The organism is Streptomyces sp. NPDC015032 (assembly GCF_043080425.1).
Classification (GTDB): domain Bacteria; phylum Actinomycetota; class Actinomycetes; order Streptomycetales; family Streptomycetaceae; genus Streptomyces.
On the sequence record NZ_JBIBVN010000023.1, the window covers coordinates 35,594 to 56,790 of the forward strand.

The 21,197-nt window shown below is 68.6% G+C and carries 20 protein-coding genes and 5 pseudogenes; 12 read left to right on the top strand and 13 right to left on the bottom strand.

Going from position 1 to position 21,197, the window contains the following annotated elements:
• Positions 1–120: 120 nt before the first annotated feature.
• The 9 genes and pseudogenes from ACF08M_RS27320 (at position 121) to ACF08M_RS27360 (ending at position 8,619) form a co-directional block, all read left to right on the top strand.
• Positions 121–1,500: an integrase gene (locus ACF08M_RS27320; protein ID WP_392187912.1), complete on the top strand. Its 1,380-nt coding sequence runs from the start codon at positions 121–123 to the stop codon at positions 1,498–1,500.
• Positions 1,497–1,637 (top strand): annotated as a pseudogene (locus ACF08M_RS27325) (undecaprenyl-diphosphatase); the annotation flags it as partial. The gene ACF08M_RS27320 and the pseudogene ACF08M_RS27325, both read left to right, overlap by 4 nt.
• A gap of 164 nt (positions 1,638–1,801) precedes the next feature.
• A complete protein-coding gene (locus tag ACF08M_RS27330) occupies positions 1,802–2,485 on the top strand; it encodes a hypothetical protein (RefSeq protein WP_392187913.1) in 684 nt (227 codons plus the stop codon).
• Between the two features lie 435 nt (positions 2,486–2,920).
• Entirely contained in the window at positions 2,921–3,781 is an 861-nt protein-coding gene (locus ACF08M_RS27335) for a universal stress protein (protein WP_392187914.1), read from the top strand.
• A gap of 69 nt (positions 3,782–3,850) precedes the next feature.
• Entirely contained in the window at positions 3,851–4,339 is a 489-nt protein-coding gene (locus ACF08M_RS27340) for a nuclear transport factor 2 family protein (protein WP_392187915.1), read from the top strand.
• 102 nt (positions 4,340–4,441) lie between these two features.
• Positions 4,442–6,064, top strand: a complete 1,623-nt coding sequence (gene lnt, locus ACF08M_RS27345; RefSeq protein WP_392187916.1) for an apolipoprotein N-acyltransferase — start codon at positions 4,442–4,444, stop codon at positions 6,062–6,064.
• A 240-nt stretch (positions 6,065–6,304) separates the two neighbouring features.
• On the top strand, positions 6,305–6,712 hold the full coding sequence (locus tag ACF08M_RS27350; RefSeq protein WP_392187917.1) for a YciI family protein: 408 nt from the start codon (positions 6,305–6,307) through the stop codon (positions 6,710–6,712).
• A gap of 8 nt (positions 6,713–6,720) precedes the next feature.
• A complete protein-coding gene (locus ACF08M_RS27355; protein WP_392187984.1) occupies positions 6,721–7,905 on the top strand; it encodes an RNA polymerase sigma factor in 1,185 nt (394 codons plus the stop codon).
• Positions 7,906–8,265: 360 nt separating this feature from the next.
• Positions 8,266–8,619, top strand: a complete 354-nt coding sequence (locus ACF08M_RS27360; protein WP_392187995.1) for a hypothetical protein — start codon at positions 8,266–8,268, stop codon at positions 8,617–8,619.
• A 284-nt stretch (positions 8,620–8,903) separates the two neighbouring features.
• On the opposite strand, the pseudogene ACF08M_RS27365 reads toward ACF08M_RS27360, so the two are convergent.
• The 3 genes and pseudogenes from ACF08M_RS27365 to ACF08M_RS27375 form a co-directional block, all read right to left on the bottom strand.
• Positions 8,904–9,032, bottom strand: a pseudogene (locus tag ACF08M_RS27365) (IS5/IS1182 family transposase); the annotation flags it as partial.
• Between the two features lie 40 nt (positions 9,033–9,072).
• Positions 9,073–9,972, bottom strand: coding sequence for a Gfo/Idh/MocA family protein (locus ACF08M_RS27370; RefSeq protein WP_392187918.1), 900 nt, complete (start codon positions 9,970–9,972; stop codon positions 9,073–9,075).
• Positions 9,973–10,057: 85 nt separating this feature from the next.
• The gene (locus ACF08M_RS27375; protein WP_392187919.1) at positions 10,058–11,269 is read right to left on the bottom strand and encodes an FAD-dependent monooxygenase; all 1,212 of its coding nucleotides are present in this window, start codon (positions 11,267–11,269) and stop codon (positions 10,058–10,060) included.
• 76 nt (positions 11,270–11,345) lie between these two features.
• Between ACF08M_RS27375 and ACF08M_RS27380 the strand changes: the two genes are divergently transcribed.
• Together ACF08M_RS27380 and ACF08M_RS27385 are read left to right on the top strand one after the other, a co-directional pair.
• Positions 11,346–12,011: a TetR/AcrR family transcriptional regulator gene (locus ACF08M_RS27380; RefSeq protein ID WP_392187920.1), complete on the top strand. Its 666-nt coding sequence runs from the start codon at positions 11,346–11,348 to the stop codon at positions 12,009–12,011.
• A 96-nt stretch (positions 12,012–12,107) separates the two neighbouring features.
• Positions 12,108–12,569, top strand: a complete 462-nt coding sequence (locus ACF08M_RS27385) for a hypothetical protein (protein WP_392187985.1) — start codon at positions 12,108–12,110, stop codon at positions 12,567–12,569.
• A gap of 80 nt (positions 12,570–12,649) precedes the next feature.
• Here ACF08M_RS27385 and ACF08M_RS27390 read toward each other — a convergent pair whose 3' ends face one another.
• The 10 genes and pseudogenes from ACF08M_RS27390 to ACF08M_RS27435 form a co-directional block, all read right to left on the bottom strand.
• Complete coding sequence (locus tag ACF08M_RS27390; RefSeq protein ID WP_392187921.1) at positions 12,650–13,135, bottom strand: hypothetical protein; 486 nt, start codon at positions 13,133–13,135, stop codon at positions 12,650–12,652.
• Positions 13,136–13,285: 150 nt separating this feature from the next.
• Positions 13,286–13,969, bottom strand: coding sequence for a uracil-DNA glycosylase (locus tag ACF08M_RS27395; protein ID WP_392187922.1), 684 nt, complete (start codon positions 13,967–13,969; stop codon positions 13,286–13,288).
• An 88-nt stretch (positions 13,970–14,057) separates the two neighbouring features.
• The gene (locus ACF08M_RS27400) at positions 14,058–15,638 is read right to left on the bottom strand and encodes an ABC transporter substrate-binding protein (RefSeq protein WP_392187923.1); all 1,581 of its coding nucleotides are present in this window, start codon (positions 15,636–15,638) and stop codon (positions 14,058–14,060) included.
• A 118-nt stretch (positions 15,639–15,756) separates the two neighbouring features.
• The gene (locus ACF08M_RS27405) at positions 15,757–16,512 is read right to left on the bottom strand and encodes an SDR family oxidoreductase (RefSeq protein ID WP_392187924.1); all 756 of its coding nucleotides are present in this window, start codon (positions 16,510–16,512) and stop codon (positions 15,757–15,759) included.
• A 20-nt stretch (positions 16,513–16,532) separates the two neighbouring features.
• Complete coding sequence (fabG, locus tag ACF08M_RS27410; protein WP_392187925.1) at positions 16,533–17,294, bottom strand: 3-oxoacyl-ACP reductase FabG; 762 nt, start codon at positions 17,292–17,294, stop codon at positions 16,533–16,535.
• A gap of 236 nt (positions 17,295–17,530) precedes the next feature.
• Complete coding sequence (locus ACF08M_RS27415; protein ID WP_392187926.1) at positions 17,531–17,914, bottom strand: DUF3037 domain-containing protein; 384 nt, start codon at positions 17,912–17,914, stop codon at positions 17,531–17,533.
• On the bottom strand, positions 17,911–18,768 hold the full coding sequence (locus ACF08M_RS27420; protein ID WP_392187927.1) for a HipA family kinase: 858 nt from the start codon (positions 18,766–18,768) through the stop codon (positions 17,911–17,913). Before ACF08M_RS27420 ends, ACF08M_RS27415 begins: the two co-directional genes overlap by 4 nt.
• A gap of 79 nt (positions 18,769–18,847) precedes the next feature.
• The gene (locus ACF08M_RS27425) at positions 18,848–19,327 is read right to left on the bottom strand and encodes a tyrosine-type recombinase/integrase (RefSeq protein ID WP_392187928.1); all 480 of its coding nucleotides are present in this window, start codon (positions 19,325–19,327) and stop codon (positions 18,848–18,850) included.
• 79 nt (positions 19,328–19,406) lie between these two features.
• Positions 19,407–19,936, bottom strand: a pseudogene (locus ACF08M_RS27430) (transposase).
• Positions 19,933–20,226: pseudogene (locus ACF08M_RS27435) on the bottom strand (winged helix-turn-helix domain-containing protein); the annotation flags it as partial. The pseudogenes ACF08M_RS27430 and ACF08M_RS27435, both read right to left, overlap by 4 nt.
• Between ACF08M_RS27435 and ACF08M_RS27440 the strand changes: the two are divergent.
• Positions 20,226–20,678: pseudogene (locus ACF08M_RS27440) on the top strand (transposase); the annotation flags it as partial. The pseudogenes ACF08M_RS27435 and ACF08M_RS27440 overlap by 1 nt on opposite strands.
• Positions 20,679–21,197: the final 519 nt, after the last annotated feature.

Sequence of the window (21,197 nt, forward strand, 5' to 3'; positions counted from 1 at the left end):
CACGGAGCGGCCTTCGAGGCCTACCGACCGGCCCGACAAAATTGGGCCCTGTGGAGTGCTGACGGACAGGAATGTCTGCAAGCGCTCCGCAATCCAACTCGACAGCAACAAGGGGTACGTATGCCATGGATCGAGTGGCGAGGGAAGAGTTGCCGAGTTCGATGGGAAACCGGAAAGGTTCATCCCGAGACAGGCAAGAAGCTGCTCGACTCGAAGTCGAGTACCGAGTGGACCGAGGAAGAGGCCTACAACTATGGCCTCGATCGTGAGTCAGATGTCCGCAACGATCGGTACCTCTCGCGTCGTGACGGTTCTGTCCTGATGCAGGAGTACTGTCAAACCTGGCCCGACACCCTCGACGTCGGGCACCTCCGGGACAAGGCGATCCGTTCCATGATCCGTCTGCACATCGTGCCCCGCTGGGGCGAAACAGCCGTGGGCGACATCAAGCCTTCCGCCTATCGGGCCTGGAGGAAGCAGCTCAAGGCGCTCCCCAACGTGGGCGAAAAGTACGGGGAGGAGATCCTCACGGTCTTCTCGATGCTAATGGACGACGCCGTCGATGATGAGCTGCGGACTTCCTCCCCCGTGCCGAAGGCAGCGAAGCAGAAGCGCGGCAGGTACAAGAAGAAGAAGCGGGAGAAGAAGCGGGAGATGCGCATCGAGGATGTGCATCAACTCGCTTGCAATGCACTGGTCTTCTGGGGCTTCCCCGGCTACGTGTTCATCTGGACGATGGCCATGACCGGGATGCGGCCGGGCGAGTTGTACGCACTCCGTCGCGAGTTCTGTCACCCAGCCTGGCCAGCCTCCGATCCAGATCCTGACCGGCGAGAGGAGGCGCTGGAGCGATACGCCGGTCAGGACGCGATGCCGGCGGTACGGGTGCACTGGCAACATCAGCGGGAACACGGCCAGTTAAAGCTGTTTCCACCGAAGTACGAGTCACACCGCGACTTGGTGATCCCCCGGTTCTTGGCGGAACTGCTGGAGATGCTTCTGAGCAGCCATGACAGCGAATGGGTTTTTCTGTCCATACGTGGCGGTCTGCTGGCGAACGCGAACTTTACCTACCATTACTGGAGGCCCATAGCCGACGGAAGGGCGGTCCATGAGAACTTCGACAGGACGAGGCTGGGGCGGAAGCAGATGGTGCGCTCGCGTCGGCCGCTGCCCAGGATTCCTGCGACGCCATACGCGGGCAAGCGCCTATACCTGGTGCGGCACGGGCACAAGGAGTGGATTGACGAGGTTGGCGGTGGGCACGCCCGGGTGGTGGTCGAGTCGCGGATGGGGCATGAGGTCGCGGGTGTTGAGGGGCTGTACAGCAACGTCACCACGACGATGGAACGCCGCATGATGGAGTCGTTGCAGATGCGGTGGGAGAGGTTCGTTGTGACGCTGGACCCCGAATGGCTGCCAGTACCTCCCACTTCCCTCCCAGTCGATCTTGACGAATGGGTGAAAGCCCAGGTCAAGGCAGCAAAGAGCCCTGAGTGATGAACTGGTTCATGAAGTTCATCACGACCAAGAGCTTCATGCCGTTCGTCATCTACCGCGTGCTGCTCGGCGTGCTGCTGTTCGCCCTGGTGGCGGCGGGTGTACTGAGCCCGCACGCGGGCGAGTCCGCGGGCTGACCAAGTTGCCACGCCTAAGGGCTGTCCAGCGCATTCTGACGCTTACACGCATCTACGCGCCTTGATCATCTCCCACTTTTCTCCCGGTCTCCCACTCGGGAGACCGGGAGGCGGGCAGCTGGCAGTGTGCAAGCGCAGGTTGCAACGGGTGCGAGACTGCCGCCATGGCTATGCACCTCATCTCCGTCATCGGCAGTAGCCCCGGAGTCGGCAAGACCACCCTGTGTCGTGCGGTGGCCCAGTGGCTTACCGGCGTCGGCGCATCGGTCGACCACTTCGAGGAGGCCGACATTCTCACACGGTCGGCCTTCAGGCCCGTGGCTGAAGAGTTCGCCAGTGAGACTGCCGCCGTCCAGCCTGCGACCTTAGTTGACTGCACTCGCGCCTACGTCGCGGAGTCACTCGCGGCGGGCACGGACTACCTGGTGACGGATGCCCTTCTGCCCTTCATCCCGTCCCTCGTGGCATGGGGCCACGACGAGGGGACTCTCGTCCAGGTCATGGAAGACTTGTCCCGGGCCGTGGAGCCGGCCCAGGTCACCGTGGTGTATGTCCACGACAACCCGGAAACGGCGCTGCGACGCGCAGTCGAGCGGGAAGGCGATGCCTGGGAGGACTGGTACGTACGGAAACTCGCCGACTGCCCTGGTACTCGGGCTGTTCATGACCTCTCGTCGGCTGCCGCTCATCTCCGCTTCGAAGCTGCCTTGACCCGTCGCCTCCTCGCACAGACCTCGTGGCACGTTCTGAACGTGAATGCAGGAACACTGAACGCTCAGGAGGCATACGCCCACACCCAGCGCCACCTGATGACCGTGCTGGAGTTGTCAGGACGACCTCCCCTGTAGCCGACCCCGCCAACGACCAAAGAAAACGGCCTCCAAACGGGACGCCGGGGGATACGCCGTGGTGCGCTTGGGGAACATCACCCAGGCACTGGGATCGCCTCCAGCACCCCTCCTATGTCGAAGATGACGCAACGCGATCCCATCCGGACTCCTTTCGCTGATTCCGCCGATTGCGCCGATTTCACAGGCACACGCTGGGGCTTGCCCGGCAAGGAAGTCGAGGAACGGGTGGTGCCGCGCGGAGTACGGGCGGTGCCACGGGCAGACCACGGCCGGCCGTAGCGTACGAGGCGTGCCCCGACCCGACACCACGGGTGGCATCCGCGTGGATCATCCGGGTTGATGGGGTTCAGGCAGATGGGGCCGAAAGTCCCTGCCGTACGACGTGCGCGCGTACCAGCCTGGGACACGTACCGCCGGAACCTGGAGGAAACCATGACCACCGCCGAGCTTCCCGTGATCGCAGCCGTCGACGGCTCGTCGCACAGCCGCGAGGCACTCGACTGGGCCGCGCGCGAAGCCGTCCGCCGGGGGCTCGCGCTGGTGATCGTGCACGCCCGGACGCCGACCCGGAGCAGCGTTCAGGAGACGCAGCTTCGCGGGGCGGAGGAGCTGCTCACCCAGTCGGTACGGAGGGTCTGCGAGATCGCTCCGGATCTGCACCCGACGACGCTCGCACCGCTGGATTTCCCCGCGGCGGCGCTCACCTCGCTCAGCCGCGACGCGTCGCTGGTGGTCGTCGGCTCGCGCGGGCTCGGCGGATTCCGGTCGCTGATGCTCGGCTCCAACAGCCTGGCGACCGCCTCGATGGCCAGGTGCCCCGTCGTCGTCATCCACGGCGGGCCGTCGGAGGTGGACGACGGGGCGACGGAGGCCTACGCCGACATTGTCGCGGGCGTGGCCGCCGACGAGAGCAGTGAAGCGGTACTGGACTTCGCCTTCGAGACGGCCGTTTCCCGACCCGGTGCGCGCCTGCGGATCGTGCACGGCTGGACGATGTTCTCCTCGATGCTGTCCGGCGGCCCCGTCTTCGACCGGGATGCGGCGGCAGGGGCGGCCGAGCGGACCCTCGCCGAAATCACCGCCGGACGGCAGGAGAAGTACCCGCAGGTCGAGGTCGTCAGGGAGCCGGTCGGCGGCTCCGCCTCCCGCACCCTGGTCACCGCCTCGGCGACCGCCGCGCTGACCGTGATCGGACGGCGCAGGGGCGGCGAGTCCCTCGGTCTCGGACTCTCCCCCGTCGCGCAGACCACGCTCACGCACGCGCTCGGCCCGGTGGCCGTGGTGCCCTGCTGACAGCGGTGCCGGCCCGCCCGTGCGTGCACACCCCTTGGCCTCGCACGCCGGCGGGCAGACACTGGCCCGATGACGCAGCGCGAGGATCTCTCGACCGTGATGGACCAGCTGTCCATCGATGCAGTGATCACCGGCTATGCCCGGGCGGTGGACGACGGCGCATGGACGGACTACCGGGCCCTGTTCACCGCGGACGGACGCGCCGACTACCGCAGCGCGGGCGGTGTCGAAGGGCCTGCCGACGAAGTCTCCCAGTGGCTCGCAAAGACCATGCGGCTCTTCCCCGTGCGCCAGCATCTGATCGTCAACCGCAGGCTCGGCATCCAGGATCTGGACGGCCGCCCGGGCGACCGCGCCGAGGTGCTGGCGGACTACCTGAACCCGATGCGGCTGGAGGGCGGCGGGGGCGGCACCGGGGCGGGGACGAGGGCGCCGGACTTCGTCTCCGGCGGACGGTACACGTTCACTTTGTCGCGTACGGAGAGCGGCTGGCGGATCCGTACCGTGACCGTCGACGAGAAGTGGCGCGGCACAGCGGGCCCGCGCGCCGTCGGCTGAGTCCGCCCAACGAGTGCTTCCGCCTTCCGGCGCCGGGGAAGAACTGCGGAACGGGTGCCCAGGGGTGACACTGCTGATCAGGCGGGGACGAGGAGGCGCGGCATGCGGATTCCGGCCGGTCGGCGCGAGCAGTGGCAGCGGATTCGGCGGTCCGGCCGGTGGCGCGGTTGCGGCGCGCTGTTCGCCGGTGCGCTTCCCGCGCTCGCCTTCCCCGCCCCTTCGTTGTGGTGGCTCGCCTACGTCGGTCTGGTGCCGTGGCTGCTGCTGATCCGGTCCGCCGGTACGGCGCGCCGCGCGGCGCTCGACGGCTGGCTCGGCGGGACGGGCTACCTGCTCGCCGTGCATCACTGGCTGCTGCCGAGTCTCCATGTGTTCCTCGTGATCCTGGCGGCTCTGCTCGGTCTGCTGTGGGCGCCGTGGGGACTGCTGGTCTTCCGGACACTGCACGGGCCGGCGCGCGCGGGGTCCGCCGCGGCCGCGGTCGTGGTGGTGCCGTGCGGGTGGCTGGTGATCGAACTGGTCCGCTCCTGGCAGGGGCTCGGCGGCCCCTGGGGGCTGCTCGGCGCGAGTCAGTGGGAGGTGGCTCCGGCGCTCCGCGTGGCATCGGTCGGCGGGGTGTGGCTGGTGAGCCTGCTGGTGGTCGCGGTGAACACCGCCGTGGCCCTGGTATTCGTGACCGCGGCCGCCCGGACGGTCGCCGTCGTCGCCGTCGTGGCATGCGCCGTGGCGGTGTCGGCGATGGCCCGGTGGGCACCGCGGCCCGAGCCGTCGGGCGTGGCCAGGGTCGCCGTCGTGCAGCCTGGCGTGCTCGCAGGACCCCACAGCGTCGAGCGCCGGCTCGCCGTCAGTGAGCAGCTGACCGGCTCGCTGGCGGGACGCGGTCTCGATCTGGTGGTGTGGGGCGAGAGCAGTGTCGGTGTGGATCTCTCCAGGCACCCGGACATCACCGCCCGGATCGCGGCCCTCTCGCGTCGGGTGGGTGCCGATGTACTGGTCAACATGGACGCTCTGCAGACCGATGCAAAGGGTCGGACGGGGATCTTCAAGTCCGCGGTGCTGGTGGGTCCGGAGGGATTGACCGGAGATCGGTACGACAAGATGCGGCTGGTGCCGTTCGGCGAGTACGTGCCGGCCCGTTCGGTGCTCGGGTGGGTCACATCCGTGGGCAAGGCTGCGGGCAAGGACCGGCTCCGCGGCACCCATCCGGTCACGATGCGGCTCCCCGGAGCCGACGGAGGCAAGGGGCTGCGCATCGGGCCGCTGATCTGCTTCGAGTCCGCCTTCCCCGACATGAGCCGACGGCTGACCCGGGACGGGGCGCAGCTGCTGATCGACCAGTCGTCGACCACGACGTTCCAGCACAGCTGGGCTCCCGAACAGCATGCCTCGCTCGGAGCGCTGCGTGCCGCCGAGAACGGCCGCCCGATGGTGCATGCCACGCTCACCGGCGTCAGTGCCGTGTACGGCCCGCAGGGTGCGCGCGTCGGTGCCCCACTCGGTACGAATACCAGTGGGGCCGCGGTGTTCGACGTACCGCTGGCGTCCGGCACCACCCTCTACGTACGGCTGGGCGACTGGCCGGTGCACGGGGCGTCGGCGGTGCTGGCCGTGTTCTGCGCGTACGAGGGGGTGCGGACGCTCAGGAGCCGTGACGGGGGCGGGCGGGCCGGTGCGGGGGACGCCAAGGCGTCGGTGGTCGTCTCGGGCGGCGAGCCCCGGCTCTGAGCCGGGGTGGGCCGGAGGCCGGTCCCGAAGGTTCGGGGCAGTGCCGTGCCGGTCCTGAAATGCCTCGTTCCGCCCCGCTCTCGCGCCACGCCATGGGCCCGGACGACACGGGACGGCTCACCCGGGCCCGTCCACGAGAGCCAAAAAATATCCGACGGCGATGTCGAGAACCCGTGACCGGCTCCGTCCCCGCTGTGAACGCGACCAGAATGGGTCGCACCAGCACCGAGGAGAAACACCATGGCCAAGTATCTGCTGCTCAAGCACTACCGCGGCGCCCCGGCTCCGGTCAACGACGTCCCCATGGACCAGTGGACGCCGGAGGAGATCTCGGCCCACGTGCAGTACATGAACAACTTCGCGGCCCGGCTCGAAGGGACCGGCGAGTTCGTCGACGGACAGGCGCTCGCCCCCGAGGGGACGTTCGTCCGGTACGACGGCGAGGGCCGCCCTCCGGTCACCGACGGCCCATTCGCCGAGACCAAGGACCTCATCGCCGGCTGGATGGTGATCGACGTGGACAGCTACGAGCGCGCCGTCGAGTTGGCCGGGGAACTGTCGGCCGCCCCTGGGGCGGGCGGGAAGCCGATCCACGAGTGGCTCGAGGTGCGCCCGTTCCTGACCGCGCCGCCCACCGTCACGGAGTGACCTCCGAGATGAACGAGGTACTGCTCCGGAGCCTCACACCGAGCGTGCTCGCGATCCTCGTCCGCCGTGGAGCCGGCTTCGCGGCGGCCGAGGACGCCGTACAGGACGCACTGGTCGAGGCGGTCCGCGTCTGGCCGGCCGACCCACCACGGGACCCGAAGGGCTGGCTGGTCACCGTGGCCTGGCGCCGGTTCCTCGACGCGACCCGGGCGGACACCGCCCGCCGCCGACGCGAGGACCTCGTCGACGACGAGCCTGCGCCCGGACCCGCACCCGCGGTCGACGACACCCTCCAGCTCTACTTCCTGTGCGCCCACCCGTCACTGACGCCGTCGTCCGCGGTCGCACTCACACTGCGCGCCGTCGGCGGGCTGACCACCCGCCAGATCGCCCAGGCCCACCTGGTGCCCGAGGCGACCATGGCGCAGCGCATCAGCCGGGCCAAACGCACCGTCGCCGGCAATGGGGTATCCCCTGCTCGAGCGAAGCCGAGAGCTCGGGGAAGGTTCGACCGCCCCGGCGACGTCGCCACCGTGCTGCGCGTCCTCTACCTCGTCTTCAACGAGGGCTACTCCGGCGACATCGATCTCGCCGTCGAGGCCATCCGGCTCACCCGGCAACTCGCAGCCGCGATCGACCACCCCGAAGTGGCGGGGCTGCTCGCCCTCATGCTGCTCCACCACGCCCGGCGCGCCGCCCGTACCGCGCCCGACGGCAGTCTGGTGCCGCTCGCCGAGCAGGACCGCGGCCGGTGGGACACCACGTCGATCGCCGAGGGCGTCGAGATCCTGCAGGCGGCCCTCTCCCGCGACCGGCTGGGCGAGTTCCAGGCCCAGGCCGCCATCGCGGCGCTCCACGCCGACGCGCCCACGGCCGAGGAGACCGACTGGGTGCAGATCGTCGAGTGGTACGACGAGCTCGCGCGCCTGACCGACAGCCCGGTCGTCCGGCTCAACCGCGCGGTGGCCGTCGGCGAGGCCGACGGACCGCGCGCCGGCCTGGCGGCGCTCGCGGCGCTGGACGACACACTGCCCCGCCACGCCGCGGTGGCGGCGCACCTCCACGAGCGCGACGGCGATCTGGCAACAGCGGCACGGCTGTACGCCGAGGCGGCCCAAAAGGCGCCCAACCTCGCCGAGCGCGACCACCTGACGCGCCGGGCCGCCCGGCTCAACGCCCGCCGGCGCCGCTGACGGACCACGCTCGAACCTTCCCGCGGCACTGGCACGGCCCCGCGGCCAGAACGGCCGGCCCACAGCGAGCAGTCAGGTCGAGACCAGCTGCACGTCGCCCTGCCCATCACGAACTGCGGTTGCCGTGACCGCTTTTACTGAATACCGAATTCCGCTTGATGACAACGAAGCGCCGCATGGAATCAGCCTTGATCAAGATGTGATCACGATACGAATATTCCGGTTGCTACTGCCCCACCGAGAAGTCAAGACTTGATCGTCTCCGCTCCTTCCCGCGAGGGGTCGCCCATGCACCTTCGAGACCGGGTTGGATGGCGACGGAAAATAATATGTGGAACTTGGTGCAAGGAAAGGGTATTGATGAAATTCCGAATGCGTGCAGCAACGGTGACCGTCGGAACCGCCCTGGCCGTATGGGGGCTTGGCGCCCCCGCTCAGGCCGCCACCCCCACCGTCAATGGCTCCGTTCAGATCCAGGGGACAATCCAGTGCGCCCCGGAGAGCAAGACGTACACGGTAAAATCGAAGCCCGCTCCGGTACGTTCCGGCCCGTCCAACAAAGCGGCGCAGATCGACGTCGTCTACCCCGGAAACAAGGTGCGCAGCTATTTTCACTGCGTCAATGAATCCAACATCTTCATCTGCATCGGCAGTTGCAAGGTCGACGAGAGCGGTGTCAGGGGACGCTGGGTGTTCCGCGGCCACGTGAGCTGATTCCTGACCACGGCACGGTTCGCTCGCCCCGGATCCACCGATCGATGACGGGCCGCAGGGGTCTGACACGAAGAGGTGCCCGCTGAGCTGGGGCGAGGGGAATTCTCTACGCCTCCATGGGCCCCAAGGCGTCGAATTCGGCCATTTGACATCCGGTTCGTGATGATCTGCCGGCTCGACGGGACTCGGCAGTGGGACAGGCACGGACTTCCGGGACGGCGGAGCTCTCGACGCCCCGTGATCCGGGTGGAGGCCGTGCCTGCCCCTGTCCCGCGGACCGATCCGGGCAGGCCCTCACCAGGCCCGTTCCCTCCCCGTTCGCGCACGGTCTTTTGCAGCCGATCGAACTGCCTCATCCGCAGCCCGGTGAACGCTTCCACCCACAACAGCTCAGCCCGCAACACCCCACCCACACAGGAGAAATACCCGCCCCGCAGCCTTCCGCAACACGCTTCAGGCACAGTCCAGGTCGCGCAGGACACGCTCGCACAGCTCGTGCGTCTGCAACGCGTCCCTGGCGTTCAGCACCTCCCCAGCCCGCACGGCGTCCAGGAACGACAGCACACTCTGCTCGATACCGCGCTGCCGGGCCACCGGAACCCAGTCCCCGCGCCGGCGTACGCTCGGCTGGCCCTTGTGGTCGATCACCTCGGCAAGGTTGACGACCTCGCGCTTGGAGTCCTGGCCGGAGACCTCCAGCCGCTCCTCGGTCGAGCCGCTGAGCCGGTTCATCAGGCCGATCGCGGTGAATCCGTCACCGGACAACTGCAGCACCACGTGGTGCATCAGACCGTCGCGGATCCGGGCCTGTACGACGGTGTGCTCGATCGGCCCCGGGACGAGGAAGCGCAGGGTGTCGACGACATGGATGAAGTCGTCGAGCACCATGGTGCGTGGTTCCTCGGGCAGGCCGACCCGGTTCTTCTGCATGAGGATCAGTTCACGCGGGTGCTCGGCGCACTGCGCGTAGCCGGGCGCGACCCTGCGGTTGAAACCGACGGCGAGGCTCGTCCCGCGCTCCTCGGCGAGGCTCACCAGCCTTGCCGATTCGGCGAGTTCGTAGGCCAGCGGCTTGTCGACGTACGTGGCGACGCCGGCGTCCAGCAGCCGGCCCACGATCTGGGGATGTACGGCGGTGGGAGCGTGGACGAACGCGGCATCCAGGCCCACGGCGAGCAGCGATTCGAGGTCGGCGTGGCGCTGCCGGGCCGGGATCCGGTGGGCCTCGGAGACCGCGGTCAGGGTGGCGGGGGTGCGGGTCTGCAGATGCAGTTCGACCCCGGGCAGGGTGGTCAGAACCGGCAGGTACGCCTTTCGCGCGATGTCTCCGAGCCCGATGCAGCCGACCTTCACGGGGTTCTCCCTCTCACTGTTCGGCACCCTCGCCGGCGCGGTGTTCGCCGGCGAGGGTGCTCCGTCGGGCTCTTCGAGCCGATGTCTACCGCGATGGCCTGTGCGCGTCCTTCGTCCGGGCAGCATACGTGTGCTGCGGCGGCCGCCAGTCGGCGATGCCGTCGAAGGTGCGCAGGACGAGCGTCGGTCCGAGCCGCGAGACGGTGGACATCAGGGCATCGCGCAGCATCACGGAAGGGGCACCGGTCCGGCCCATCAGCCGGGACACCTTCGCGGCCTTGCGGACGACGGCTGTTGTGCGGGGCAGCCGGTCGGCGGTGTAGGCGGCCAGCCCCGCACCGAGGTCGCCGTCCGGCGTCACGTGGTGGGCGAGCACGATCGCGTCCTCGACTGCCTGGTTGCCGCCCTGGCCGAGGGTGGGTGCCATGGCATGGGCGGAGTCGCCGACGAGGACGGTGCGGCCCCGGTGGAAGGACGGCAGGGGGTCGATCAGATGGTGCACGTCGTTGCGGAGCACCTGGCCGGTCTCGGCGGCGGCGATGACCGAGGGGATCGGATCGTGCCAGCCACCGAAGCGGCGCATCATCTCCGCCTTCTCGTCGTCGACGGCATGGGCTCCAGCGGGAGCGATCGCGGCCCCGTAGGCGTAGATCCTGCCGTCCTTGAGCGGCTGGGTGCCCCAGAGGGCGCCGCGCCCCCAGGTCTCGTGCGGTGCGAAGGACCGCCCGGACGCGGGGACGACGAAGCGCCAGGTGGTGAATCCGGCGTACGAGGGCCCGGGGTGGGCCGGGAAGAGTACGCCGCGTACGCCCGACTTGATGCCGTCGGCACCGATCACGAGGTCGGCCTCGATGGTCCCGGACGCCGTCCGGACAACCGCGCGCGCACCGCCCGCCGCACCCGGATCGAGAAGTTCCGCCGCGGTATCGGTACGGACGGTGGCGTCGGGCAGCCGGCTCACCAGACGGCCGACGAAGGTGGCCCGGTGCAACAGGACGATCGGGCCGCCGAACCTCTCGGCCGCGGCGGTGCTGTCCGTACGGGAGAGCCAGCGCCCGCTCGGGGTGCGCATGCCGCCCGCGCCCTGCCAGGCGGCGAGGGATCTGATCTCGTCGCCGAGGCCGATGACGTCCAGAGCGCGCTGGGCGTTGGGAGAGAGGGCGATGCCGGCACCGACGGGTTCCAGGGAGGCGGCGCGCTCCAGGACGGTGACCCGCCAACCGCACCCGCGCAGGGCCACCGCCGTGGTGAGGCCGCCGATTCCGCTGCCGATGACGACGGCGTGGGGTTTGTCCATCACTCCTCCTCGAAACTACACCTGTAGTAGCGATTCCACCGTACTACAGCTGTAGTTCCCCGGATAGATTGGCCCCATGGCCACACGCACCACCGGCACCTCCCGGGCCCATCTCATCGCCGATGCCGCTCTCGCACTCCTCGCCGAACGAGGGATGCGCGGACTGACCCACCGGGCGGTGGACGAGCGCGCCGGACTCCCCCAGGGGTCGACATCCAACTACGCACGCACCCGGCAGTCCCTGCTGGAGGCGACGGTGCGACGGCTGGCGGAGCGCGAGGCACGGGTGCTCGCCCCGGGTGAGCTCCCCGTTCCTGGCGCCGGGCAGGCATCCGGGACGTACACGGGCCCGGGACGCGGTGCGGAGAACGGCCCGCGCCCCGGCCCGGAGGCGCTGGTCGCCGGTCTCGCGTCGGCCCTGCACCGGTATCTCACCCGCCATCCCGAACTGCTCGTCTGCCGCTACGAGCTCGCCCTGGAGGCCACCCGCCGCCCGGAACTGCGGAAGTTCTACGACGCGACGGGCCGTCAGTTCCGCGAGCCGCTGACGGCCCTGATGGCGGCGGCCGGATCGGCCGAGCCCGAGCGGCACGCCCTGTCCCTGGTGGCCTGGTGCGAGGGGCTGATGTTCTCGTGCGCCGCGGGTTCGTACCACCAGTCCGTGCCGACCGAGGAGGAGTTGCGCACCGGCTTCGCCGAACTGCTGCGCGGGATGCTGGGATCCGACGGGGCATTGCGCTGACCGGAGTCACTCGTGCGGGCCAATCCGGGCCTCCCGGCTCACCGGGAAGCGGTTCCGCCCAGCAGAGTTGACCAGGTGCAACGAACCAGAATCACCATGAAGCTCCTGGTCGGCGTGGCGGTCACGACGCTGTCCGGCTGTGTGTCCGTGACCCCGCAGCCGGACGTTCCGCCCCTGCCCGGGAACAGCAGCCCCGCCCAGGACCTGGCACCACAGATCGCGCGGCCACCGGTTCACGACAGCCTGGAAGCCGTACCGGCCCCCGGACCGTCCGCCTCCGCGTCCGCTCCCACGGCCGGGACACCGGCGGACACCGGCCGCGCCGCCGCCCTCGCGCCACGGCAAGGGAACCATCCGGGGGCGGCACGGCCCCGACCGCGTCATGCCCCGCCCCTCGTGACCGTGCCCGCCCCGGCCGTGCCCGCTCCGGCCGTACCCGCCCCGGCCGCGCCGGCCCCCGTCACCGGAACGGACGTCTGTGCACTGGGACGGGGGTACGGGCACTGGCCGGCCGGCAGCCCGCAGTCCCGGATCTGCGACAACACCTACGGCCGCTGAGACCGGTACGGGAAAGACGCCACCGGACCCGGTACGGGAAGAGCGAGCGGGTGGCCCGTCCGCCATGGACGGACCACCCCTCACATCTCCCGCAGTCTCAGCTCCAGCCGTGCGATCGCCGCACGGACCCCTCCCCCGTAGCCGTCGTCCGCCCCGTCCTCGGCGAGCACACCGGAGGCGGCATGGGCCCGGTCCAGATGGATCCGGGCCGCCTCGGGACGCTGGAGCTTCACATAGTCCGCGGCAAGATTGAGATGGAGCGAGGGGTAGAACGCCCGCACCGCGAGTGCGTCGGAGTGCTGCGCCGCCCGCTCGTCCGTCAGGCTGTCGGCCGCGGTCAACGCCCTCAGGTCCCAGGCCAGTTCATCACCGGGATCATCCTGGGTGTCGGCCATGTAGTGGGCGAGGGTGCACCGGTGCAGGGCGTCACCGTCCTCGCCGATCTCCGACCAGAGGTCGCCGAAGCGGTTGCGGGCCTCCTCCCGGTCACCACCGTGCAGGAGCATGATCGCCTGGCCGATCCTGGTCATGACGGCGTCCTTCGACGCCTCCCGCTGCTCCGTCACTGCGGCCTCCCTGTCCTTTGTCCACCCGTTCCCGACCGACCGTTCCCGATCGACGCTAGCCGCAGCCGCGACCAATACCGCTGAGGCTCGGGCGGGCGTCCGGGACTGTCCACCGGGCGCCCGCCACCGGCCGGGACCGGGACCGTGGCGTCAGCCCAGGTCGGGGATGCGCCAGTCGATGGCCTCGTGCCCCTGCGCCGCCACCGCTTCGTTGATCTGGGTGAACGGACGGGAACCGAAGAACTTCTTGGCGGAGAGCGGCGACGGGTGCGCGCCCTTCACCACCACATGGCGGTCCTCGTCGATCAGCGGGAGCTTCTTCTGGGCGTAGTTGCCCCAGAGCACGAAGACCGCCGGATCGGACCGCGAGGCGACCGCGCGGATCACCGCGTCGGTGAACTTCTCCCAGCCCTTGCCCTTGTGCGAGTTGGCCTCGCCGGCACGCACCGTCAGCACCGCGTTGAGCAGCAGGACGCCCTGCTGGGCCCACGGCATCAGATACCCGTTGTCCGGGACGGGCAGGCCGAGCTCCTCCTTCATCTCCTTGTAGATGTTCCGCAGGGAGGGCGGTGTCTTCACCCCGGGCCGTACGGAGAAGCACAGGCCGTGCCCCTGGCCCTCCCCGTGGTACGGGTCCTGGCCGAGGACAAGGACCTTCACCTTGTCGTAGGGAGTGGCGTCCAGAGCGGCGAACACCTGGTCGCGCGGCGGATAGACCGGCCCCTTGGCCCGCTCCTCCTCGACGAACTCGGTGAGCTCCTTGAAGTACGGCTTCTGCAGCTCTTCGCCGAGGACGCCGCGCCAGGACTCGGGCAGCAGGTCGGTGTCGGTCACGTCAACAACCTCCGGTAAGTAATACGTTCTCCATCCGAGAACCTACCGGGGGCCACTGACAACGGACCCCGCGAGCCCCGTCGGGGGCCTACCAGCTGGCCTTGCGGTACAGCTCCCACATCTGCATGACCGTCTGCGGGTCCAGGGCGCGCTCGCCGCCGCCGATGTCCTCGCCCGATGCGACGTACAGCTTGCCCTGCCACAGCGGCAGCAGCCGCACATCGTCGACCAGGATCTGCTGGGCCCGTTCGAACTGCTTGCTGACCGCGCCCCGGTCGCTCTCCTTGCGGGTCTGCGGCAGCAACCGCTCGGTGATCTCGTCCTTCATGTAGGGCGTCCCGGTGATGCTGTCCTTGCCCACGAAGGGGGCGATGAAGTTGTCCGGGTCCGGGAAGTCCGGGAACCAGCCACGGCCGAAGACGGGGTACTCACCCTTGGTGAAGCCTTCCTGGAAATCCTTCCAGGGCTTGCTCTTCAGCGTGACCTCGAACAGTCCGGAGGCTTCCAGCTGACGCTTCAGCTCGTCGAACTCGGGGGCCGTGGAGGAGCCGTACCGGTCGGTCGTGTACCAGAACGTCAATGCGACAGGTTTGGTGAGGCCCGCCTTGACGAGGATCCGCTTCGCCTTGTCCCGGTCGGGATCGCCATAGGCGTCGAAGAAGCTGGTGGTGTGTCCCGCGATGCCCTTGGGGACCATGGAGTACAGCGGCTCGGCCGTGCCCTGGTAGACCTTGGCCACCAGCGCGTCACGGTCGACGAGCTGGGCGATGGCCCGCCGTACGGCCACGTTCCCGGCGGCCGGATCATCCGGGTTGAAGACCAGGAACCGGATGTCGGCGCCGACAGTCTCCACAATCTGCAGATTGCTGTTCTTGTCCTTGTTGTCTTCCAGGCTGACGACCTCCTCGGCGGTGAGGCCGCGATAGATCGCATCGATCTCGTTCTTCCTCAGCGCGGCGACCACGGGGGCGGAATCCTTGAAGTACCGGATGGTCACAGCGTCGTTCTTGCGGTTGGCGAAACCGTTGTAACCCGGATTCCTCACCAGTTCGGCCCGGTTCCCCGGCTTGTACGTATCGAGGAGGTAGGGACCGGATCCGGTGACCTTTCCATCACTGCGGATCTTGTGCTTGGAATAGTCGCTGGGCGCCACCAGCGACATCGCGGGCGTGGCGAGGATGAAGGGGAAAGTGGCGTCCGGCTTGGTGAGATGGAAGACGACGATGTCGTCACCCCTGGTCTCGACCCGGTCGAGCGAGCCGAGCATGCCGACGGGGCCGCCCTTGACCTTGATCTCCGAGATCCGGTCGATGGAGTACTTCACGGCCTCGGCGTCGAGTCTGTCGCCATTGGAGAATTTCAGACCCTTGCGGAGTTTGCACCGGTAGGCCGTGCTGGTGGTGTCGGTGAACCTGCACGACTCCGCGGCATCGGGCTCGGGGGTGGTGCTGCCGGTCGGAAAACTCACCAGCGTCTGAAAGACATTCCGCATCAGTTCAAAGGAGTTGTCCCACGCAGCCGCGGGATCGAGGGTGGAGGGCTCACTCGTCGTACCGACGACGATCTTCTGCTCCACTTTCGAGCCACTGTCGGCGAGAAATCCGCAACCTGCCAGCAGAGAAAGGGAAGCAAGGACTGCAGCGGCCTGCAGACTGGCTCGGTAGAACACGTGAACGCTCCTCGATCAGCCATGGGTCGGCAGACCTTACCGCAGCGCCCCGTCGGGTCAATCCCCAGGCCCGACAGGGCACTTGAGTCAATCAGGGCCAAACCCGCTCAGGCCGTTGTCAGTTCACGCCCGCGTTCAGGAAGATCCCGCCATCGACCACCAGTGTCTGTCCCGTGATCCAGTCGGACTGGCTGGATGTGAGGAAGGCAGCGGCGCCGCCGACGTCCTCGGGGACCCCCAGCCGGCCGAGCGGATAGGCCGCGACGACCTCCGCCTCACGGCCCTCGTACAGCGCCCGGGCGAACTTCGTCTTCACGACCGCGGGGGCGATCGCGTTGACCCGGACGACCGGCGCGAACTCGTGCGCCAGCTGGAGGGTCAGGTTGACCATGGCGGCCTTGCTCATGCCGTACGCGCCGACGAACGGCGAGGCGGAGATACCGGCGACCGAGGCGATGTTGACGATCGCCCCGCCGTTCTCCTTCTGCCAGGCCTTCCAGGTCTGCTGGGCGAAACCGAGAGCCGAGATCACATTCGTCTCGAAGACCTTGCGGGCGACGTTGAGATCGAGCTCCGCGATCGGGCCGAAGACCGGGTTCGTACCGGCGTTGTTGACCAGGAAGTCGACCCGGCCGAACACCTCCATGGTGCGCTCGACCGCCTCCGCCTGGTGCGCCTCGTCGTGCGCCTTGCCCACCACACCGATCGCACGGCCGGAGCCGAGCCGCCCCACGGCCTCCCTCAGAGCGTCCTCGCCCCGCCCGGTGATGCACACCCGGTCGCCGCGGGCCACGAGCGCCTCGGCGACGCCGTAGCCGATGCCCCGGCTCGCGCCCGTGATCAGCGCGACCTTCCCACTCTCCTGCACAGCCATGATGTCCGTAGCCCCCCAGGTCAGTTGAGCGGTCCGCCGGCGACGTACATGACCTGGCCGGAGACGAAGCCGGCCTCGTCGCCCGCGAAGAAGGCGATGGCGTTGGCGACGTCCTCGGGGCGGCCGACGCGCTGCACCGGGATCTGGGTGGCGGCGGCGGCCTGGAACTCTTCGAAGCCCATGCCGACCCGGGCCGCGGTCTGCGCGGTCATCTCGGTGACGATGAAGCCGGGCGCGACGGCGTTGGCGGTGATGCCGAACTTGCCGAGTTCCTTGGCCAGGGTCTTGGTGAAGCCCTGCAGGCCGGCCTTCACCGCGGAGTAGTTGGCCTGCCCGCGGTTGCCGAGCGCCGACGAGGAGGAGAGCGAGACGATTCGGCCGAACTTGGCGTCCACCATGTGCTTCTGGACGGCCTTGGCCATCAGGAACGCGCCCTTGAGGTGCACGTTCATCACGGTGTCCCAGTCGGACTCGGTCATCTTGAAGAGCAGGTTGTCGCGGAGCACGCCCGCGTTGTTGACGAGGATCGTCGGGGCGCCGAGCTCGGCGGCGACCCGCGCGACCGCGGCCTCCACCTGGACGCTGTCCGACACATCGCAGCCGACCGCGAGGGCGGTGCCCCCAGCGTCGGTGATCTTCTCGACGGTGTCCTTGCAGGCCGCCTCGTCGAGGTCGAGTACGGCGACTGCGCGACCCTCGGCCGCCAGGCGCACCGCGGTGGCGGCGCCAATGCCCCGCGCCGCTCCGGTCACGATGGCGACGCGCTGCTCGGTGGTGGACATGCTTGGTTCTCCTCGCCCTTGGATCGCCGCTCAGCGGACGTCGGGGAGGCCCGGCACGGAGCGTTCGTGTGCGCGGACCCTTCCCGATAGCTGAGCAACCGCTTAGTACCTTCAGCAGACGAGACGCTAGAAGCCCTGGCACCCGGTGTCAACGGCCCACGGCCGCAGGGGCGCATGTCACACCCGGTGGCGCCGCTGCCGCAGTGGTCACGAGTCGCGGCGCCGGGGCAGGAATGTCAGCGCACCAGCAGGTCCAGCAGCCGTTCGACCTCGGCCTCCGGGTCGCTCGTGAGGCCGCTGTGCACGGGGCTCGGCTGGACCACGGTGGAGCGCGGCGCGATCAGCCAGCGGAAGCGGCGGCCCGCGTCGTCGCGAGCGGCCGGGCCCGCGTCCGCACCGCCGCGGCAGACGCCCTCGACGGCGCGCAGGGCGGCCCGTACTCCGACCACGTCGGCGGTCGGGTCAAGGGCGTTCAGTTTGGTCTCGTCGAGATGGGTACGGGCGGCGACGAAGCTCCGCGCGCGGCAGTAGACGACCACGCCCGCGTTGAAGAACTCGCCGCGCTGCACCCGCGGCACCACACGCAGCAGCGCGTACTCGAAGACATCGCGCTCACTCACTGCTGGCCGTCCTTGTCGTTCTTCTTCTTGGTGGGGTGGGGCCACGGGGTGAGGTGTTCGGTGAGCCAGCCAGGAGCCTGGGACGGCTTGGGCTCGGTGGGGCCCTCCAGCGTGATCCGCTCATGAATGGTCGCGGCGCGCGGCAACAACGCCTCCACATAGGCGCGGCGCAGCTCGTCCGTGGAGTCGAAGCCGGGCTCGTCCACCAGCCATTCGTCGGGGACGTCGGCCGCGACCTCGGTGAGCAGTTCCTCGGTGACCAGGGGGGCGAGCTCGGCGGCCGCCGCCGCGATGTCGGGGGCGAAGGGGGCGAGCGCATGGTCCGAGGCGTTGTACGGCTTGGCGGCGGACGTCCGGACGCCGGGCCAGTTGTGGTGCCAGATCATGGTGGCGCCGTGGTCGATGAGCCACAGGTCGCCGTGCCAGATCAGCATGTTCGGATTGCGCCAGGACCGGTCGACGTTGTTGATCAGCGCGTCGAACCAGACGACCCGGCCGGCTTCCCGGGAGTCCACCCGGTAGGCGAGCGAGTCGAAGCCGATCGATCCGGGCAGGAAGTCCATCCCGAGATTGAGCCCGCCGCTGGCCTTCAGGAGCTCCTGCACCTCCTGGTCGGGCTCGGCGAGCCCGATGACCGGGTCGAGCTGGATCTGTACGAGGTCGGGGACGCGAAGGCCGAGCCTGCGGCCGAGCTGTCCGCAGATGACCTCCGCGACCAGCGTCTTGCGCCCCTGTCCGGCGCCGGTGAATTTCATGACGTAGGTGCCGAGGTCGTCGGCCTCGACGATCCCGGGGAGCGATCCGCCCTCCCGCAAGGGTGTGACATAGCGGGTCGCGATGACTTCGGTGAGCATTTCCCCAGGCTATATGGCTCAGATCCCTGGAGATCCACGGACCGAGGTCAGGGCCGTACAGCCTGGGGAATCACCCCGATCAGCCCTGGGGAGAATCTGGGGAGTTTTGGCCGGCGACCCGCTTTCCGAGGAAACCGTCGATCACAGCCCGGCCCCGGTTCCCGGCCCCGGGCATGAAGTGCGCGTAGTAACCGAGCGTAATCGTCGGCGATGAGTGCCCCAACCGCTGGGCCAGGGTGGCGACAGACTCGCCTGCCTCCAACATGATCGAGGCGTAGGTATGTCGCAGCACGTGGAAACCGTCCTTGGGAGCTGCAGCCCACTGCCAGGGCTTGGCTCCCTCGGGCCGCTGGGGGATGACCTCAGCCTTGGCCAGAGCAGGCTTCCACGTATAGGTGTTCCATAACGACCACGCCTCCCTGCACCCCTTCGATGCCTTCGGCCACTGCACCGACTTCACGCGCATCGGATTTCGAGCGATCCGCTTGTCATCAACAGCTGTCTCCAGGATCCCTGACAGCTCACCCAAGATGCCACGCACATAGTCGACCGACCTCACGGAGCTGCCAAGCTTCGCTATGTATACACGCAGTTCTGCCGGCGTTACTGAGGCTGAACTCGTGATGTCGCTGGGTTGTTCAGGTGGGTCTGATGGTCAGGCCGGTCTCGGCGAGGCAGCCGTCTATGAGGTCGCTGCGGTACTGGATGTGCCGTAAGCCGCGTCGGACGCGCTGGATGAGGTGTTCGGGGGTGGTGAAGGCGACGTTGGAGAGCCAGCCGCGCCGCGGGAGGGGCCAGATGCCTTCGACGGGGTTGAGGTCGGGTGCGTAGGGCGGCAGGTAGTAGATGGTCAGCCAGTCCCGAGAGGCGGCGAACTCCCGCGGGCCGGCGGCCTTGTGGACGTTCAGGTTGTCCCAGATGAGGACGATCGGGCCGCCGAGCTGCTGGTGGGCGGCGATCAGCAGGTCTCGGTGGTCGCGCCAGGAGAAGCTCTTGCGACCGTCGCGGCGGCCGTCGTCCCGGCGCGGCCGGTAGATCAGCTGCGACCTGTGGCCGGGCTTGTAGCAGGTCAGGCCGCGATGGACACCCGTCTGCGGGAACGGCCCCGCACCCGCACGACCGGGGTCCGGCCGCGCTGGGACCAGGTCTTGGCCTGCGGCGGCGTCATGGAGAAACCGGGTTCGTCCTCGAAGACGAGCCAGGCCCCACGAGCCGCCGCGAGCCTTCCGCGCAGGGCCACAGCTCCTTCACCCACCCGGCCACCGCCTCATCGTCCCGCTCGACTGCCCGTCGGGCCGGGACCTGGCAGGACCAGCCGTTGCGCACCAGCAGCTTGCGCACACCCTGGACCGTGCAGGTCAGGTGGAAGCGCCGACCGATCACCGTCCTCACGCGGCTCAGGGTCCAGCGTTGCTCTTCCCAGCCGTGCGCGGCCGGCCCCCTGGCCAGCTCCGCCTCCGCACCCCGGCGCCCAACTGTCCCTGTTCGACCAGGACGAGGGCCTGCGGCACCAGGTATTCCTTACCGATACCCCTTACTCCGGCGGTGGCTCCGCACAGTTCCTTGAGGTCCGCCACCGCGGACACGCCACCGTCGAGGACCACATCCGGTGCGGCAAGAACACTGGCTTCGGCCGCTTCCCCTCCCGTCATTTCGACGTCAACGCCACCTGGCTTGAACTCAGCCTCACGGCGATCGATCTCCTCGCCTGGGCCCGCGTCCTCCTGCTGGATGGCGAACTCGCCGCCGCCGAACCCAAGAAACTTCGCTACCGGCTGCTACACGTTGCTGCCCGCCTCACCCGCGGTGGACGCCGCCTCCACCTGCGGATCTCGGCGACCTGGCCCTGGAGACACGAACTGGCCACGACTTTCCACCGCCTTGCCGCACTGCCCCGACCGGCTGACTGACCTGCGGCCTCCCGCCCACCACGATCCGAAGGCCCCGGAGAACCCGACCATTGCGCCGGGACTCCACCATGTCCAGGCAACAGAATCGCCTCGACCGCCCAACAGTTGGTGATCAACGCAGCCGCCTCAGCCCAACCGAATCGGCGAGGTTAGCAGGCCCGGTCTCCCCTGCCTGTTCACCGCACGGAGCAACAAGCGAAGAAGATCCGGAGGAAGCACTGCGAGCTGCGCGGACCTGACCCGCCACTTCAGAGGCGACGACAACGCCATCAAGGCAGCTCGGGGACCGAAAGGCGGGACCGCATGGCCGACTGGTCGACATCGGAGCTGGATGGGCTGTCCAGAACGCCGGATATAAGGACCCGAATTGGCCAAACTGCGGGATTCGAGTATTGAGATTCGGCCACCGTGACTGACTTCTGCGTCACGCCTGTGACCGCGGGAAATCATCTTTCACCATGACGATGCCACTCACCTCGCTTTCCGATAAAAGCGCAGCTCTGGCCCTTTATTGTCACT